Annotated in this window: 7 protein-coding genes, 1 tRNA gene and 1 pseudogene (1 of these 9 only partly in view); 4 read left to right on the top strand and 5 right to left on the bottom strand. The window is 68.2% G+C overall.

Annotated elements, in window-relative coordinates; genetic code table 11:
• Nucleotides 1-335 precede the first annotated feature (335 nt).
• Complete coding sequence (locus ACWPXK_RS28695; RefSeq protein WP_454199288.1) at nt 336-965, top strand: maleylpyruvate isomerase family mycothiol-dependent enzyme; 630 nt, start codon at nt 336-338, stop codon at nt 963-965.
• Here the strand turns inward: ACWPXK_RS28695 and ACWPXK_RS28690 are convergent.
• The 3 genes and pseudogenes from ACWPXK_RS28690 to ACWPXK_RS28680 form a co-directional block, all read right to left on the bottom strand.
• Nucleotides 861-1,199: a hypothetical protein gene (locus ACWPXK_RS28690; protein ID WP_454199287.1), complete on the bottom strand. Its 339-nt coding sequence runs from the start codon at nt 1,197-1,199 to the stop codon at nt 861-863. The two genes, ACWPXK_RS28695 and ACWPXK_RS28690, sit on opposite strands and share 105 nt — an antisense overlap.
• A gap of 155 nt (nt 1,200-1,354) precedes the next feature.
• Nucleotides 1,355-2,255: pseudogene (locus tag ACWPXK_RS28685) on the bottom strand (IS5 family transposase).
• A gap of 509 nt (nt 2,256-2,764) precedes the next feature.
• Nucleotides 2,765-2,893 carry a hypothetical protein gene (locus ACWPXK_RS28680; protein WP_454199286.1) on the bottom strand — a complete coding sequence of 43 codons (129 nt, stop codon included), beginning with the start codon at nt 2,891-2,893 and terminating at the stop codon, nt 2,765-2,767.
• 828 nt (nt 2,894-3,721) lie between these two features.
• Between ACWPXK_RS28680 and ACWPXK_RS28675 the strand changes: the two genes are divergently transcribed.
• A protein-coding gene (locus ACWPXK_RS28675) for an IS5 family transposase (protein ID WP_454199285.1) occupies nt 3,722-4,545 on the top strand; the annotation gives its coding sequence in 2 pieces (ribosomal slippage) (nt 3,722-4,064 and nt 4,064-4,545; 825 coding nt in all).
• A 700-nt stretch (nt 4,546-5,245) separates the two neighbouring features.
• Here ACWPXK_RS28675 and ACWPXK_RS28670 read toward each other — a convergent pair.
• Nucleotides 5,246-5,330: transfer RNA gene (locus ACWPXK_RS28670), tRNA-Leu, on the bottom strand.
• Nucleotides 5,331-5,467: 137 nt separating this feature from the next.
• A complete protein-coding gene (locus ACWPXK_RS28665; protein ID WP_454199284.1) occupies nt 5,468-6,340 on the bottom strand; it encodes an NAD(P)-dependent oxidoreductase in 873 nt (290 codons plus the stop codon).
• Nucleotides 6,341-6,483: 143 nt separating this feature from the next.
• Here ACWPXK_RS28665 and ACWPXK_RS28660 point away from each other — a divergent pair, with 143 nt between their 5' ends.
• Both ACWPXK_RS28660 and ACWPXK_RS28655 read left to right on the top strand, forming a co-directional pair.
• Nucleotides 6,484-6,840, top strand: coding sequence for a winged helix-turn-helix transcriptional regulator (locus ACWPXK_RS28660; protein WP_364336127.1), 357 nt, complete (start codon nt 6,484-6,486; stop codon nt 6,838-6,840).
• 172 nt (nt 6,841-7,012) lie between these two features.
• Nucleotides 7,013-18,142 carry the 5' portion of an SDR family NAD(P)-dependent oxidoreductase gene (locus ACWPXK_RS28655; RefSeq protein WP_454199283.1) on the top strand. 10,674 nt of this gene lie beyond the right edge of the window, so 11,130 of the gene's 21,804 nt are visible here — the first part of the coding sequence; it begins with the start codon at nt 7,013-7,015; its stop codon lies off the right edge, out of view.

Here is an 18,142-nt window from a genome sequence, read left to right as displayed (position 1 = left end):
TCCAGACGAGTTCCTCGAACTCCAGCGGTGGGTTGGCGAGCTACCGGTAGTACACTTGACGCGCGATCTTCAGGATTTCGGTGCCAGGCTAGTCCGGATTATATTCCGCACAGCAGCCAGTTGAAACTCCCCACCGGCGGCCATTTAGCGGGGAGCGAACTTGGCCGCCATAGCAACCTGATGTGCGCCTAGCCACAGGAGGTATCCGGCATGTGGGCGCAGTCCGTGATAGGCATCTGTCGCTCAGTTAGAGCGTTTGCTTCCCCGGGAGGGCAACCGGCCGCAACATGGGATGCTCAGGACGGTTCCTAGACGCATCGCAGGAAGGCACACTGATGGTCACCGTCAACACCCACGCCCGCCAGGAACGAATGGAGTTCGCGGAACTGCTGGACGGGCTGGCGCCGGAGCAGTGGGACATGCCCAGTCTGTGCGATCGGTGGACCGTACGAGATGTGGCAGCCCATACGATCGCCTATCTCGGGCAGAGCCGCGCCCGGTTGTCCATCAACATGATCCGGACACGGTTCGACATCGACCGACTCAATGCGAGAGGACTCCGGGACTATGCTGCGTTGGAACCCGAACAGCTCATCGGGCTTATGCGTCAAGGAGTCGAACCCTCCGGCGCGGCTGCGCTCTACGGTGGCCGGGTGGCACTGATCGAGTGCCTTATCCACCAGCAGGACATACGCCGACCACTTGGACAACTCAGGACCATCCCCGAAGAACGGCTACAAGTTTCGCTCAGTTATGCCCGCATCAGCCCGGTCATCGGGGGCGCGCACCGCACACGCGGTGTGCGGTTGCGGGCCACCGACATGAACTGGTCGGCTGGCCATGGCCCCGAGGTGCGCGGATCAGGTGAGGCGCTGCTGCTGGCGATGACAGGAAGGGTCGCAACGGTTATCGGCGAACTCGATGGTGAAGGGGTGGCGCATCTCGACTCGTCGGCGACCGACTGATCGAGTTCTTCGCCGCCCGGCGGCAGCACTCGCTCCACTAACTTGCGTGGCGCGGTGCGGCGTGGAAATGATGGGGCCGCCGATCGAGGCGTCTGACCGCAAAGCCGCTACCAGCTCTTTCTGCTGCCGGACCGTGGCGATGCCCAAATAGATCAGGTACACGGCCCCGACGATCTTCACCAGGGTGAACTGTGTCGCCAAGGCCGTCAGCGCCGCGCCCAGCCCGACAAGCAACCGCGACCAGCGGAACTAGGGAGCCCGCCACCGCTCCGGACGCGGCCACCGGTAAGCGGCGCCTCAGGGTCGCCGCTCGTCTGATCGCGAACAGCACGTTGGGCCGGGAATGACGATGATGATGAACGCGGCAACAGCGAATGCGACAGCATGGGCTAGGTCGTGTCTCCCAATAATTTGAGCCATTCGACGACGAGGGCCAGGACGAATCCGGCCCGATAGGTGATCGCGAGCTTGTCGTAGCGAGTGGCCACCGCCCGCCAGTGCTTGGCCCTGTTGAAAGCACGTTCGATGACATTGCGGCGTTTGTAGATCTCGGCATCGAAGCACGGTGCCCGCCCACCTGCGCGGCCCTTGCGTTTGCGGTTGGCGACCTGGTCCCGGCGTTCGGGAATCACGGTCTGGATACGATTGCGGCGCAATAGAGTTCGGTTCGACGCCGCCGAGTAGGCGCGGTCGGCGATCACGACCTCCGGATTGCGCCGCGGCGCCCCACCGGCCAGTCGCGGCACCACCACCGCGTCGAGCAGCGGCGGCAGCAGCGGCGAGTCGTTGGTTTGACCGGGCGTGAGCAGCACGGCGAGGCCGCGACCGGCGCCGTCGGCGGCGAGATGGATCTTGGTGGTCAGCCCACCACGGGAGCGCCCGATGGCATGGTCGGCCGGTTCATAGCCCGGTCACCGAGTCGGCAGCCGCGCCGGCGGCGTGTTGATGTGCCCGCACGATTGTCGAGTCGACCGAGACAACCCAGTCCAGGTCGCCGGTGGTGTCGGCCAGGGCGACCAGAGCGGTCAGCACCCGGTCCCAGGTGCCATCGGCGGCATAGCGGCGGTGGCGTTTCCACACCGTCTGCCACGGCCCGAAATGTTCCGGCAGATCCCGCCACGGCAGACTGGTGCGCAGCCGATACAGCATCCCCTCCACCACCAGGCGATTGTTGGCGAAATTACGGCCCACGTGGCCCTCGGACTTCGGTAGCAGCAACTCCAGCAGTTCCCACTGCTTGTCGGTCAGAACCTGGTATCGATCACCGATCGCGGTCGCCACGGACGACATGATGCACGATCGGCCCCGACCACGGGGCCGATCGATCCCCCTCATTGGGAGACAGAACCTAGGGGGACCATAGGGCGAGCCAAATCATCGCCGCCCGACCGGAGCACGAGAATCCCTACCGGCGAGCGATGTTGACGTGCTGGTGTTTCATCCGTAGGTCGCGATTCGCTTGGTTCGGCAGTCGCGTCCGTCTCACGGCACTGCGCACCGCCGGAATCGAGCAGCTACACAGGCTCGTCGGACCACCAGTACACGCGCACATTCGCATGAGCGTGCATACACGTGGGGTGCTGACTGTGTGCTGGGTGCCCACAACTGGCCGCCCGTGGGGGAATCGCAACTGGCCGTATGCGGGGGACTTCGAGTCGCCACTGACGGCCCGATTTCATTCGACCGAGCAAGGTCTGCTGCTCCCCGGTCCGCTGGTGGCGCGCTCCGGTGATGGCTGCGTACTACCGACCAGGCTCGAGTCAACATCTCGACGGTGGCTACTACGATCGTGTTGGTCATTACTGTGTGGTGTGGATGCGGTAGTTGCCCCGATCAACCCCGGTGACAAGGTCATTCCAGGCTTCGACGAGTACGGCGAGCTCGGTCCAGGCGTCGTGGACTTCCGGGTCGTCACCTGTGCGGGTCATCAGGAGTCGGTACGCGCGTACCTGCGCAGCAGCGATTCGGTCCACGAGCTCGCCAACGGGTTCGGGGCAGGGCGCGCTGCGGGGTGTGGTACGGGCGCGTGTGCGCGTAGCCAGCGGTTGATCTGGCCGATTGTCTCTACGCGCTCGCTCTGGATGCTTTCGGTACTCGGGTAATCGAGGAGTTGGGCGTGCTTAACGCCGAGTCGGTGCGCCCATCGGGTGATCGGGTGTCGCCCGACGTGATCGCCCCGAATAGCCGACAACAACGACTCATACGCAGGCCACGCCAAGTCTGGGAGCGTAGTGGCAACCACGTCAGCCTCGGGCCGGTTGGATGAACGCCAGGGTGTTGAACACCAACCTTGGCTGCTCGAAGGAGCTGGCCACGGGTCGGGGCGTGTATCCGGTCCGCTGATGTTGCTCGTGCCGGTGGGGGCTACCCAATACCAGCTGTACTGGGAATTCGAGGTCGCCAGCCACAGTCGTGTGCCGGGTTCGAAGATAGTCACTTCCGGCACCTGGGGGAGTGGGGGCTTGATCATTGCTTCCGGGCGAAGCATGAACACCCAGCGGTCTTTGCCGGGCCGGTCATGGCTGATCACCGGGACGGAGTCGACTCCGCGGGTGCAGAGTGTGTCTCGGACCGGCGCGGCGATCTGCTTCGCAATCGCGACAGCGTCTACCCATCCCCAACCACGAGAAATGGTCGGTCTCCGACTATTTCGACCGGAAGTCCGAACCTCCTGCTGTACAGATAAGACGGTGTCTCACGTCGTTGTAGTTCGTTTGCGGTGTGTCGGAATCGCTTGTGCCGCATGATGTTCAGCCGTGGTCGATGAGTTGTCGCAGCGGCTGGTGCCAGATGAGCTGTGGGCGTTGGTCGAGCCGTTGCTGCCCAGGTTCACCCCGCGTCCGCAGGGTGGCGGTACCGCGCCGACAGACGAGCGTGCGGTGTTCACCGCGGTGGTGTTCGTGCTGACCAGCGGCTGTGCGTGGCGGATGTTGCCGCCATCGTTCGGGGTCACCGTGCCCACCGCGCACCGCCGGTTCACCGTGTGGACCGAGGCCGGTCTGTGGCGGCACCTACATCGCGCGGTGCTCGACGAGCCGGGCAGCGATGGCTTGATCGACTGGTCGCGTGCGGTTATCGACGCGGCGTCGGTGCGAGCGAAAAAGGGGGATCTATGACCGGGCCCAGCCCGGTCGACCGGGGTAAATCCGGCTCGAAGATGCACGTGCTCTCCGACCGCGCCTGCCTGCCACTGGCCGTGGCCATTTCGGCTGCCAACACCAACGACGCCGAGGCGCTGCGACCGCTGGTCAAGGCGGTCCCGGCGGTGCGGTCGCGACGCGGGCCGCGTCGATGCAAGTCCGCAAAATTGCACGCTGACAAGGCGTACGACACCGCCGAACTGCGCCGATGGGTGCGCCACCGCGACATCGGCGTCCGCATCGCCCGCAAGGGCATCGAGCCCAGCGACCGCCTCGGCCGCCACCGGTGGGTGATCGAGCGGACGATTTCGTGGCTGACCGGCTACCACCGGCTCAACATGCGATACGACCGCAAAGCCACGCACTTCCTCGCCTTCCTCACCCTCGCCGCCGCACTCACCTGCTACAAGAACCTCGCGAAAGCGAGTCCAGCGACATGAGACACGGTCTTAGTCACCTGCGTCTCCTCTCACGTACCGGCGACGCCCACCTCTGAGGCCCACCCATCCGAGGTTCAAAGCGTCTGCCGCACAACGCCTTACAACGTGCCACGGGGCTGCCGGACAATACTTGCGGTGTACCAATCGATTCGGCGTCGTCGTACTTCAAGCATTCAAAAGGAACACCCACCACGTCAATATCAAAAGGGCACCCACGTTGGGTGACTTTTTCAGCCGAAAAGGTACCTGCGCTGGGATAGCTATTCGGCTTCAGCAGACGACGTCGGCGAGCAGGGCTGCCGAAAGACTGCCACGACGGAAACGAGCAGACGGAACATCGCCCCGCAGCTATACACCGACAGCCCCACCCCGGACCACGCCTCCCGCCGGGACAGCAGCGCCCTCCCGTCGACCATCCAACTCGACCCATGAACGCACACCGACACCTCGCCGGACACCTCGCCCGAAGCGCGCACAGACACCACCGCGAGGCACCCCGCAGCGAAGGGCACTAACTGTCGGCCGGAATGATCCACGCTTCGACTCACGACCACCCAACAACTCACTCACCGGTGTCGCCGTCTACGCCTTTTGACCGGTTGCCTGCGCAAATTTGCAGATCGATGGTGTCCGGACACCATCCGGACCCAAAAAAAAGAACGCATCCTCTGCAAATTTGCAGAGGATGCATGACAAAACGTGTCCGGAGGGGGACTTGAACCCCCACGCCCGATAAAGGGCACTAGCACCTCAAGCTAGCGCGTCTGCCATTCCGCCACCCGGACTGGTGTGCTCAGCAAGATTATCGGATCGCCGGGCGTGGACCAAATCGCGATCTGACCTGGGGATTGTCGAAGGGTTGCCGAGGGGTGGATCGGCGCGGACCGAGCCAGGTTCTGCCTGGCTCGGCCCGCGCGATGGGTCAGTGGAGTTCTTCGAACGTGCGTTCGAAGGCGAGGGAGCCGTGGCCGTCGGCTACCTGGCGGTCGAGGAGGTTCTTGAGGGGGGCGACGAAGTCGAGGGTGACGCCTGCGTCGCGGCTGGCGCGGTTGATCGCGTCGAGTGCCGCCTTGTGGAAGGTGATGGGCTGGATGGACTGGCCGGTGTAGTCGGCGGCATCGATGGCGTGGCCCAGCAGTGGGAGTGGGTGGGTCATCGCGGTGACCCATGCGGCGGCCCGTTGGGCGAATTCGGCGGCGGGCACGCCGACCGAACGCATCATGGCCGCGCCGTGCAGGAAGCCGCCGAACATGGCGTACATGGTGGCGAGCAGGGCGAAGTCGTAGGTCGATGCGAAGCCGGCGTCGTCACCGAAATATTCTGCGGCGGCGAGCAATTCGAGCGTCTCGCGGTGGGTGTCGAAGACGGTCCGCGAGCCGCTGTAGAGGATCGAGGCGCCGGGCTGGCCGATCATGGACGGCACCGCCATGATTCCGCCGTCGAGGTAGGCGATGTCGTGCCCGGCCGCCCAGCCGGCGAGTTCGCGGGACTCGGCCGGTGCGGTGGTGGTCAGGTTGATCAGCTGCCGTCCCGCCAATCGGTCGGCCACCGGGTCGAGGGTGGCGTGCACCGAAGCGTGGTCGAGCAGGACGGTAATGATCGGGCCGCCTGCGCCGATCGCCTCCTCGACGCTCGCGACGCCGACAGCTCCGGCCGCGACGAGTTCGGCGTCCTTGCCGGGGGTGCGGTTCCAGACCGTGGTCGGCAGGCCCGCCTTCAGCAAGGTCGCGGCCAGGGCCTGGCCCATCGCACCCAGTCCCAGGATGGTTACCGGGGTATTCGTGGTTTCCGCCATTGCGGGTTCAACTCCTTGGGGTCGAGAACGTCCTGGTCAGCGCGCCGCAACCAAGACTGCTCGACACCCGGCGAGTGGACAAGTACCTACTATTTTGTCTGGTACTTACTAATTGGTATGCGAACAGGTAGAGAGGATGCAGGATGGGTGCGAAGCGATCGGGACCATACTTCTGCGGCATCGACGCCGCGATGGACGTCATCGGCGGCAAGTGGAAGGCGCTGATCCTGTGGGAGCTGGAGAATTTCGGTGTCCGGCGTTTCGGCGAACTGCGCAAGGGGTTGCCGGGGGTCTCGGAGAAGATGCTGATCCAGCAGCTGCGTGAGCTGGAGGAAGACGGCATCGTCGAAAGGACCGTGTACCGCGAGGTCCCGCCGCGTGTCGAGTACCGGCTGACCGACCGCGGTGTCGCGCTGAACGCCGCGCTCGAGCCGTTGGGCGCGTGGGGCCGCGAGCGGATCGATCGGATCGGCGCGGAAAGGGTGCATCAGCAGGCCTGAAGTGAATCCTTCAAAAGTGAATGTTTCATTCTGGCAACATCATCGAGCGAAAGATCAAGCTACTAGTTGGTAACTTTAGTTAATTTTGTGCATACAGCCCGTAATTGACGCCTAACCGGGGCCGTCGTATGTTCCACGTCACAACTTTGCACGATGTGGGTGGCGTGGCTAGATGGCGGATGATGGGTACGACCTTCGGGTCTTGCTGACACGGGCACTTCGCCGGATTCAGGAGTTGGAGACGCGGCCGCGGCAGGAACCGATCGCCGTCATCGGTATGGGCTGCCGCTTCCCGGGCGGCGCCGAAAGCCCACAGCAGTACTGGGAACTGCTCTCCTCGGGCCGCGGCGCGATCGTCGAGGCGCCGGAAAACCGTTGGCCGGTAGCGGATTCGGCGCCTCGGCGGGCGCGGCGGCGGGCCGGTCTGCTCGCCGGGCCGATCGATGCCATGGACACCGAGTTCCTCGGCATCGCGCCGCGGGAAGCGGCTTCGATGGATCCGCAGCAGCGTCTGGTGCTCGAAGTGGCCTGGGAGGCAATGGAAGACGCCGCGCTGGTGCCGGACGGGCCGGCCGCGGCACGCGCCGGCGTGTTCCTCGGCGTCAGCTGGCAGGAGTACCAGCGCACGATCACGCCGGACTGGGTGAGTTCGGTGGACGCGCATACGCTCACCGGAACGATGTCGAGCATCGTGGCCGGGCGGGTGTCCTACGTGCTCGGATTGCGTGGACCCGCGGTGGCGATCGACACGGCGTGTTCGTCGTCGCTGGTGGCCGTGCACCAGGCGTGTCGCAGTCTGCGCGCGGGGGAGTGCGAGGTGGCGCTGGCGGGTGGGGTGAATCTGCTGCAGTCCGAACTCACTTCCGAGGCGCTGGCCCGGATGGGCGCGCTCTCACCGGACGGACACTGTCGTCCCTTCGACGCGCGGGCGAACGGGTATGTGCGTGGTGAAGGCGCGGGTGTCGTTGTCCTGAAACCGCTGTCCAGGGCCCTCGCCGACGGCGACCCCATCCGGGCGCTCATCCGAGGCTCGAGCGTGAACCACGACGGTCGTTCCATGGGACTGACCGCGCCGAACCCGACCGCGCAACGCGAGCTGCTGCATGACGCGCTGGCCGACGCGGGGGTCGCCGCCGATCAGGTCGGCTACGTCGAAACGCACGGCACCGGTACGCCACTGGGCGATCCGATCGAGATCGAGGCGTTGTCCCAGGTCCTCGGCGCGCCGCGCGCGGACGGGTCGGTCTGCCTGCTGGGTTCGGTCAAATCCCGGATCGGTCACCTCGAAGCGGCGGCGGGCATCGCCGGGCTGATCAAGGTGGTGCTGCAACTGGAGCACGAACGCATCCCGCGGCAGCACGATTTCGCCACGATGAACCCCAAGATCGCGCTCGACGGCACGGCGCTGGCGGTGCCGACCGACGATGTCGCATGGCCACGCACCGACCGGCCACGGCTGGCGGGAGTGAGCTCGTTCGGGTTCGCGGGCACCAATGCGCACGTGCTCCTGGAGCAGGCGCCCGAACCGGCGCCGACCGTGGACCCGCAAGAACCTGCACTGCTCGCTCTTTCGGCGCGGACCGCCTCCGCGCTCGACGCGCTCTCGCGGCGCTACGTCCAGCATTTGGACCGGACGCAGTTGCCGCTCGCCGACATCGCCGCCACCGCGACGCTCGGACGCTCGCAGTTTGTGCACCGGCGCGCAATCGTTGCGCGGACGGCCGCGGAGGCGGCGCGAAAACTCGCAGGTCCTTCTGGTCGGTCGACCGACCTGGAGTCGGGGAAACCGCTGGTCGCGATGCTGTTCACGGGCCAAGGAGCGCAGTACGCGGGGATGGGCGCGGCGCTCGACCGCAGGTATCCGGCTTTCCGCGCGGCGCTGGACCGCTGTGACGACATCCTGGGACCGCTTCCCGGCGGAATGCGTTTGCGGTCGGTGCTGTTCGACGCGAACGACGAGGTGCTGACCCGTACCGAGTACGCGCAACCTGCCCTGTTCGCGATCGAATGGGCGTGTGCCGAACTGTGGGCGGCGTGTGGCGTTCGTCCCGATATCGTGCTCGGACACAGCCTCGGTGAGCTGGTGGCGGCGACCGTGGCGGGAGTTCTCGACCTGGAGGCCGGGCTGCGTCTGGCGGCTGAGCGCGGTCGGCTGATGCAGGCGGTTGCGCAGCAGGGGGCGATGGCGGCGGTTTTCGGCACACCCGACGAGTTCGAAGCGCTGCTGGACGAACTGGCGGCGGAGGTGGCCGTTGCGGCGGTCAACGGCCCGGGACAGTTCGTCGTCTCCGGAACGGCGGAGGCGGTGCGCCGGATCCTGGCGGATGCTGACCAGCGGTCGATTCGCTCGGTGATGTTGCCCGGCAGCACGGCATTCCACTCGCCGCTGCTGGATCCGATGCTGGACGAGTTCGAAGCCCGGGTCGCCGAGCTGGTCCCCGCGCCGCGAGCAGCGGCGATTCCGCTGGTGTCGAACGTGACCGGCGCGCGGATCGAGGACAGGTTGGACGCCGCGTACTGGCGTGCGCATGCCCGCGGCACGGTGCGGTTCGCCGACGGCGTGCGGTCGGTGGCCGACTTCGGCGTGGACGCGTATCTCGAGGTGGGACCGCATCCGGTGCTGCTGGAGTTCGGCCGCCAGGCCGACCCGGACGCTCTGTGGGTGCCGAGTATGCGCCGGAGGTCCACCGACGACGAGGTGCTGCTCACCGGGCTCGGCGAGATGTATTGCGCGGGTGCGGATATCGATTGGACGTCGGTGATTCCGCCACAAGCGCGGCGGCGCAACGGGCTGCCCACCTACCCCTTCGAACGAGAGCGGATCACTGTGCCGATCGCGGGCGCGACCTCGAACACCGGCTATCTCGCCGAGCATCGGTTCCAGGACCGGGCCGTGGTGCCCGCCGCTTACCTCGCGCTGCGGGCGTTGCGGGCGGCCGGGGGCACGAACCGTGAACTCGTCGACTTCGTCGCGGCTCGGCCGGTGCCACTGGAGGAATTGGCCGACCCGGTCGTGTCCGATGCGGATGGTCGCGTCGATGTTCGATTCCAGGTCGACAACGGCGCGCTCACAGCGGCTTCCGGATCGGTGCAAGCCGCCACGTCGAATCGACCGCGTGACTCCAACGCACTGGCCGCGGCACGGCACACGCCGTCCACCGAGTGGGAGGTCGCGGATTTCTATCGCAGCTGCGCGGAGGCGGGGTTGAGCTTCGGTCCGCGGTTCCGCTGGATCACCCGGCTGCAAGTCACCGACAACAGCGTGCTCGCCGAACTGACCAGCCCAGCGGAGCTGGCCGACGAACCGGACGCCGCGCTGGCGTGCCTGCTGGACGCCGCGGTGCAGACCGGTCTCGCGCTGACCGCCCGGCATAGTCATGCGGCGCAGTTGCCGGTCGGCATCGGCCGATTGCGTTTGTCCGGCCAGGAAGCGGCGGCGAAGGCGTGGGCGCTGGCCGAACGCACCGGCCGCACGGTCCGCATCACCGTTTTCGATGCCGCGGGCGCGGTGGTTTGTGAGATCGACGACGTGTGGTTCGCCGAGTCCGGCGCGGCCGGGCGGTCGCAGGATCGAAACCTCACCTCCGGCCTGATACACCGTCCGGTCTGGGAGCCTGCCGCGACCTCGGCGAGCGGCCGCGGCCCCGGTGCGGCGCTGGTGATCGGCGTCGGGCAGCAGGCGGACCGGCTCGCCGCCGCGTTGCGCGCCGCGGGCACCGACGCGGTGGCGGTGGAGCGCACGACTGATCCCGCCGCCTGGCCCGACGGCGACCGGGCGGTGGTCTACCTCGCCGACACCGAGGCCGACGACAGCGCGGACACCGCACGCACGGAGACCGAGTTCGTCCTCGGCGTGGTCCAAGCGATGGCGCGGGCGACCTCCGCCGGGCCGCTGTACCTGGTGACGATGGGGGCCACCGGCGCGCTGCCCGGCGAACGTGTGCGGCCCGCCGCGGCCACGCTGTGGGGGCTGGGCGCGGTGGTGCGCACCGAGCTGCCCGAGCTGCGCTGCCGCCTGATCGATCTGCCGGTCGGCGCACGCTGCGAGGACCGCCGTCTGGTCGACGAACTCTGTTCCGCTGCACCGGATTCCGCGGTCGTGCTGCGCGGACGCCACCGCTACGTGACGCGGACGGAGTCGTTCGACGGCGGCGGGGGAGTGCCGCGGCTCGAGCGCGATGCGGCGTATCTGATCACCGGCGGGCGCGGAGCGCTGGGGTTGACGGCCGCGCGGACGCTGGCCGAGTCCGGTGCGGGCACCGTGGTGCTGGTCGGTCGCAGTGCCCCGGACGCGCGGGCCGAGAGAGAGATGGCGCGGATCGCCGCCCTTGGTACCCGCGTCGAGACCGCGACGGTCGACGTCGCAGACCGAAATGCGCTGTCCGGGTTGCTCGCTCGCTTCGGTGGCGAGCTTCCCCGGCTGGCCGGAGTGGTGCACTGCGCGGGCGTTCTGGACGACGCGATGCTGATCGACCAGTCCGCGGCGCATGTCGACCGCGTGTTCGCTGGAAAAGTCGCGGGGGCCTGGCACTTGCATGAGCTGACCGCGGAACGCTCGCTCGAGCTGTTCGTGTTGTTCTCGTCGGTCAGCGCCACGGTGGGCACGGCCGGACAGGGCAATTACGCCGCGGCGAACGCGTATCTCGATGCCCTCGCGCGCCTGCGGCTCGCCGAGGGGCTGCCTGCCGTCAGTATCGCGTGGGGCCCGTGGGCGGGCACCGGCATGGCCGGGGGACTGAGTGACGCGGCCCGCCGGGCCTGGGCACGCCACGGCGTCGCCGAACTCGCCGCCGAGGATGGCGCTCGGGCGCTGCGCTCGCTGCTGTCTGCCGAGGGGGTCGTCGCGGTATTCCCCGCTGCGGCGGACACTCCTGCGCAGCAGGAGGCGGTTGCCGACGACGACCAGGACATGGAGACCCCGCGCGAGGCGGCGGATCTGCTCGAGCTGGTCCGCGCCCACGCCATGACCGCGCTCGGCCGCAGCGCGGCTGTTTCCGATCGCACGCCGCTGCGTGAGCTCGGGCTGGATTCGATGATGGCCGTCGAGCTGCGCAACGCGCTCTCCGCCGACCTGGGGGTGCGGCTTCCGGCCACCCTGCTGTTCGATCATCCGACCGTGGCCGCGGTGTCCGAGGAAATCGCCCGGCTGAGTGCGCGGTCCGCGCGCGACGGCGCCGTCCCGCGCCGCACGGCACGGGAGCAGGCCGAACAGCGACCGACGCGCACCTCCGAGCAGCTCACGCCCTCCGTATACCCAACTGAACTGCCAGTTACACCTAGTACATCCAACGTGTCGCAGCTCACAGATCCTGAATCCGATGCAGCCGCGGACGATTACGCCGACGCGATCGCGATCATCGGCATGGGCTGCCGTTATCCCGGTGGTGTTCGCGGACCGGCGGACCTGTGGCATCTGCTCACCACCGAGACCGACGCGGTGACGGAGGTGCCCGCGCACCGCTGGGACGTGGACGCCGTTTTCGATCCCGACCCGGACGCCGAAGGCAAGACCTACACGCGCTGGGGTGGTTTCGTCGACGGTGTCGAGGAGTTCGACGCCGGATTCTTCGACATCTCCGTCGGCGAGGCACGCATGCTGGATCCTCAGCAACGGCTGCTGCTGGAAACATCCTGGGAAGCGTTGGAACACGCCGGGTATCCGGCGAGCCGATTGGAGGGCAGCCGGACCGGGGTCTTCGTCGGTTTGATGTCCAATGACTACGCCGAGCGGATGGCGCGGGCGGATGTGGCGCCCAATGCCTGGTTCGGTACGGGCAATCTGGCCAGTGTCGCCTCCGGACGGCTCTCGTACTTCTTCGGGGCCAACGGGCCGAGTCTGACCGTCGATACCGCGTGCTCGTCGTCGCTGGTGACGGTGCATACCGCGGTGCGTAGCCTGCGCAGCGGCGAATGCGACCTCGCACTGGCCGGCGGCGCCACCGTGGTGCTCACTCCATCGCTCGACATCTACTTCGCCCGGGCGCGTGGACTGGCCGCCGACGGGCGATGCAAGAGCTTCGACGCGCGTGCCGATGGTGTGGTCTGGAGCGACGGCGCGGGGGTGCTCGTGCTCAAGCGGCTGGCGGATGCCCGGCGGGACGGCGATCGGGTGCTCGGGCTGGTGCGCGGGTCGGCGGTGAACTCCGACGGTCGCAGCCAGGGGCTGAGCGCGCCGAATGGTCCGGCGCAGGAGCGCGTCATCCGAGCGGCGCTCGCGGACGCGGCGGTCGAGGCCGCGGAGATCGACTACGTCGAGACCCACGGCACCGGCACCGCTCTCGGCGACCCGATCGAGGTGAACGCGCTCGCCTCCGTGCTGGGCGACGGCCGCACCGAGGCCGCTCCGCTGTGGATCGGTTCGGTGAAGTCCAATCTCGGGCACACCCAGGCCGCCGCCGGTATCGCCAACATCATCAAAGTGATCGAGTCGATGCGGCACGAGCGCATCCCCGCCTCGCTGCACTTCCGGTCGGGTAATCCGCATATCGACTGGGATTCCGTCGCCGTCCGCGTGGTTGCCGAGGAGCGGCCGTGGCGGCGTTCACGGCGGCCGCGCCGGGCGGGTGTGAGCGCGTTCGGGATCAGCGGAACCAACGCGCACGTGGTGATCGAGGAGGCGCCGCCCGCGCCGGAAGCGGGTCCGGTCGACGATGCCGGACCGCACCTGCTGGTCCTGTCGGCCAAGAGCGCCGACGCGCTGCGCGAGCTGGCCGGCCGGTACCGGGATTTCCTGGCTGCGCATCCCGAGATGGGGCCGGCGGATGTGTGCGCCTCGGCCGCGCTGGGCCGGTCGCATTTCGGCGAGCGGGTGGCGATCACGTTCGATACGGCGGCACAGCTGCGCGCGGCGCTCGACAATGTCGCCTCCGGGATCGCCGCGAGCGGATCGGTCGCCGATCTGGCCGAGTCGAGCGATGCGGGCGACCTCGCCCGCCGGTATGTGGGTGGAGCCGAGATCGACTGGGGAAAGGTCTATTCCGATCGCCCGTGGCGCCATGTGGACTTGCCGACCTACCCGTTCCAACGCAAGAGGCACTGGCTCGAACTCGCGTCACGGCCGGATGCCACGCCGTCGTCGCGAGCCCTGCCGGTCACTCCGGAGATGTTCGCGGGGCACCGGCTACGCGGCGTGCCCACCGTGCCCGCGGCATGGCTGTGCACCCAGTTGAGCGGCATTGCCGCCCAGCTGCCCGGGGCATGGGTGGTCACGGGGCTGCGGCTGCGGACGCCGTTGGAAGTCACCACCGAAGCAACGGTGCGGGTGACGCTCGAGCCCGGCTCGGACGGATACGACGTGCGAATCGTCCGTGCCGACGGAACTTCGATCGCGGACGCGAAACTCACTCTCGCGGAATCGGATTCGTCCGAGGAAACAGCGGAGGGCGCGGCACCGGCCGAAGCGGATGCGCGGGTATGGCTCGCCTACTACGAGAAGCTGGCGCGGCTGGGGCTGCACTTGGGCGCCGACTACCGCTGCGCCACCGAGTTCCGGCGCATCAGCGACACCGAGGCCGAGGCAGTGTTCCGGTTGCCCGAGCACGAGGCGGCGACGCTCGATCCGATCCTGCTCGACGCCTGCCTGCACACCGTCGTGCTGACCGGCGCGTCGGCGGATGCGCTGTTCTTACCATCCGCTATAAATCGTGCTCAATTGTTCGGCAGGCCGACTGTCGGGGATACGACCGTCAAGTGCCGAGTGCGGGTGACCGAACGCGGCGGGCGGGTCATCGTCGGTGACGCCACACTCCGGAGCGCGTCCGGGCGACTGCTCGCACGCCTGACCGGGGTGTGCCTGCTCGCCGCGCAAACACCGAAAGCCGACGCCGCCGAAGGGGACTCGTCCAGGCTTGCGCGGCTGCTGCATCACGTCGACTGGGTGCCCGCGGAGAACGACGCACCGGTTCGGGGCGAGAGCCCGGCTCGCTGGTTGATCTTCAGTGACGGAGCGGTCGGCGACACCCTCGCCGCCGGACTGGCCGCGCGCGCTGCCCAGACCGTGGTCGTCCGCCCCGAGGACATCGACGACCCGGCAGCTGCGATCGGTTCGGGCACAGTCGACACGAGTTCGGCGCACGGCGTCGTTTTCGCCTGGACCGCCGCCGCCTCGCGGACGCGCGTCGACGCCGCCCTGCGGCTGGCCCGTGCGCTGGACGCGTCCGGGCGTGCGCCCGCGGCACTGTGGCTGGCCACCGTGAACGCCCAGCGGGTCGTCCCCGCCGACCGGCCTGACCCCGATCAGGCTTTGTTGTGGGGGTTCGGGCGCACGCTGGCGACGGAACACCCTGAGTTCGGCTGCCGGTTGCTCGACCTGCCGGAGGAATCCGCGGACGGCGCGCTGATCGCCGACGGGATACTCGGCGGACGCGAGGGCGAGTTCGCGATCCGCGACGGCCGTTGGCTGGTCGCGCGCCTCGCGGAAGGCCCCGCGCCCGCCGACGACTACCGTTTGGTCGCACACCGTTCCGGCGAGTTCGACAAGCTGCGATTGGCTTCCGCCGCCCGACGCGCACCCGGAACCGGCGAGGTCGAGATCGCCGTCGCCGCCACCGGTGTCAACGCGCACGACATCTGGGTCGCCTCCGGCTTGCATCCGGACGCCGCCGCGGCGTTGGGCGCTGAATGCGCGGGACGCGTCGTGGCCGTCGGTGCGGATGTCGTGGACTTCGCGGTCGGCGACCGCGTTGTCGCGCTGGCAGGAGGGAGTTTCGCCCGCCACGTGACGGTGGATCATCGTCTGGTCGCTGCGCTGCCGGATCAGCTGTCCTTCGCCGAAGGCGCGACGGTGCCGTTCGCTTTCACCAGTGCCTGGCACGCGCTGTTCGACGTCGGTGAGCTGCGGGCCGGTGACCGGGTTCTCGTGCACGCGCCCGCCGACGGGATCGGCATGGCCGCGGTTGCGCTGGCCACGCACGCGGGCGCGCAGGTGTTCACGACGGCGGCGCTGCGGCGCTGGGCCGGCGACGCGGGTCTGCCGGTCACCCAGATCGATGTGTGGCGCGACCATGAGCTGGCCGAACGCGTCCGGGCGGCGACCGCAGGGCGGGGGCTGGATGTCGTCGTGCATGCTCTCGCCGGGGAACTCGTCACGCGAGGTGCCGAAATCCTCGGTCCGGGTGGGCGATTCGTGGATGTCATCGATCCGGTGCAGACCCGTGTGAGCGGGCGTCACGATATCGATCACCGCGAATTCGATCCGGCCGCCATCGACCCGCAGCGTCTCGGCGTGATCCTGCGGACCGTGATGGCGCTGTTCGAGCAGGGCGCGTTGCATGCGCTGCCACACGCGGTGCACGGCATCGATGACGCCGCCAAGGCATTTCGTGCCATGTCGCAGCGCGATCACCCTGGTCGCGTCGTGCTGCTCGGCAGGGACGCCACGCCGGTGGCTGCTGGGCGCGGCGACCGGCTCGCCGACGGCACCTACCTGGTGACGGGCGGATTCGGTGGCCTCGGCGCGGCGGCGGCTCGCTGGCTGGCGGACCGCGGGGCAGGTCATCTGGTGCTGGTCGGCAGACGAGCGCCGGATGCGGCCGGTTCGCAGCTGATGGAATCGTTGCGCGCGAGCGGTGTTCGCGTGGCGGCGCGCCAGACGGACGTGAGCGACCGTGCGGCCGTCGCGGCGCTGCTGCGGAGCATCGAGGAGGCCGGGTTCCCGCCGCTGCGCGGTGTGGTCCACTGCGCGGGCGTGCTCGACGACGGCGTGGTGACCGAACAGTCGTGGGCGAGATTCGAGACCGTGCTCGGGCCCAAATATCACGCGGCGCGGCACCTCGACGAGCTCACTCGCGACCAACCGCTCGACCTGTTCATCACCTATTCGTCCGTGGCGGGCGTGCTCGGCACTCCAGGTCAAGCGAACTACGCGGCGGCCAACGCGGCGTTGGACGCGCTGGCTTGGCGGCGGCGTGCCGAGGGACTGCCCGCGTTGAGCATCGCGTGGGGGCCGTTCGCCGACGTGGGCATGGCCGCCGACCGATCGGATATCACCGCCCGGCTCACCCGGCGCGGGCTGCCGCCGCTGCATGCGACCGACGCGGACACGGCGCTGGATCACCTCGTTCGGCTGGACAACGCCACACCCGGCGTCTTCGAGTTCGTGCCGCAGCGGTGGTACGCGAGCTCGAGTCGGCTCGTGGCGGTCCCGACAGCGGTCCCGGCGGCCGCTACAGCGACAGCCATTGCCCGCAAGGTTTCAACGACGCCGACGGCAGTGCCGCAATCACAAGCGCCAAATGATTCCGCCCCGTGGGAGACGATCGTGCAGCGCGTCGCAATGCGAGTCCTCGATCGTGCGAGCGAGCTCGATCCCGATCTGCCGCTGCACGACACGGGCGTCGACTCGCTCACCGGGATGGAGCTGCGGGCCGCGCTATCCGCCGAAATCGGGATGCCCCTGCCCGCCGGACTCGTTTTCGATTATCCGACCGTGCGCGACATCGCTCGTTTCTTGCAGCGCAAAGGTGCACCGGCGCCGACCGGGGGCGACGAGGCGACTGGACCGGGCGATGTTCGGGTGGTCGAGCCGGGCGCGCTGGAACCGGTATCAGCCCTGCTGGAGCCACCGGTATCAGCCCTGCTGGAGCCGCCGGTGTCGGTCACGCCGGAACACAGGCTGTCGGTCACGCTGGAGCCGCCGGTGTCGGCCACGCCGGAATCGCTGATCTCAGCCGCGTCGGAACGACAGGCGTCGGCTGCGGCGGAAGCGCCGATCTCAGCTACGGCACCGCCGATGGCAGCTGGCGCGCAAACCCCGCTGCGGACCACGCCGGAGCCATCGATCGCCGCTGCTCGGGAACGACGAGCGTCGACCGCCATGGAACGACCGATGTCGGCCACCACGGAAAAGCCGATGTCGGCCACGGCGGAAGGATCCGTCTCGGCGATGGCGACACCATCAGCGTGGTACGGAGCGGAAAATTCAGCGCCGCAACGCGACTACGCGTCTGACACGACCGGCCGCGCGGTCCACACCGAGGTCACGTCCGACGATGGCGACCGGCTCGGGACTGACGATGACCCGATCGTGATCGTCGGCATGAGCTGCCGGTTCCCCGGCGGCGTCCGTACACCGGAGGAATTCTGGGATCTGCTGTGGCAAGGCCGCGACGCGATCACCGAAGTGCCGCCGCAGCGCTGGGACATCGACGCTTATTACGATCCGGACCCTGCTGCGCTCGGCACGATGTACACCCGCTGGGGCGGGTTCATCGACGGCGCCGACGAGTTCGATCCGGCTTTCTTCGGTATCGGCGCGGCCGAGGCGCGGGCGATGGATCCGCAGCAACGCCTGCTGCTGGAGACC

It is taken from the genome of Nocardia sp. Marseille-Q1738 (assembly GCF_965283145.1).
The sequence above is the reverse complement of the archived record's forward strand: the minus strand, read 5'-3'. Positions and strand labels throughout refer to the sequence as shown.

Bases quoted from the DNA above. Each gene is read 5' to 3' on its own strand.
- ACWPXK_RS28695 (WP_454199288.1), top strand. From the start codon at position 336: ATGGTCACCGTCAACACCCACGCCCGCCAGGAACGAATGGAGTTCGCG.
- ACWPXK_RS28680 (WP_454199286.1), bottom strand. From the start codon at position 2,893: ATGACCCGCACAGGTGACGACCCGGAAGTCCACGACGCCTGGACCGAG.
- ACWPXK_RS28665 (WP_454199284.1), bottom strand. From the start codon at position 6,340: ATGGCGGAAACCACGAATACCCCGGTAACCATCCTGGGACTGGGTGCG.
- ACWPXK_RS28660 (WP_364336127.1), top strand. From the start codon at position 6,484: ATGGGTGCGAAGCGATCGGGACCATACTTCTGCGGCATCGACGCCGCG.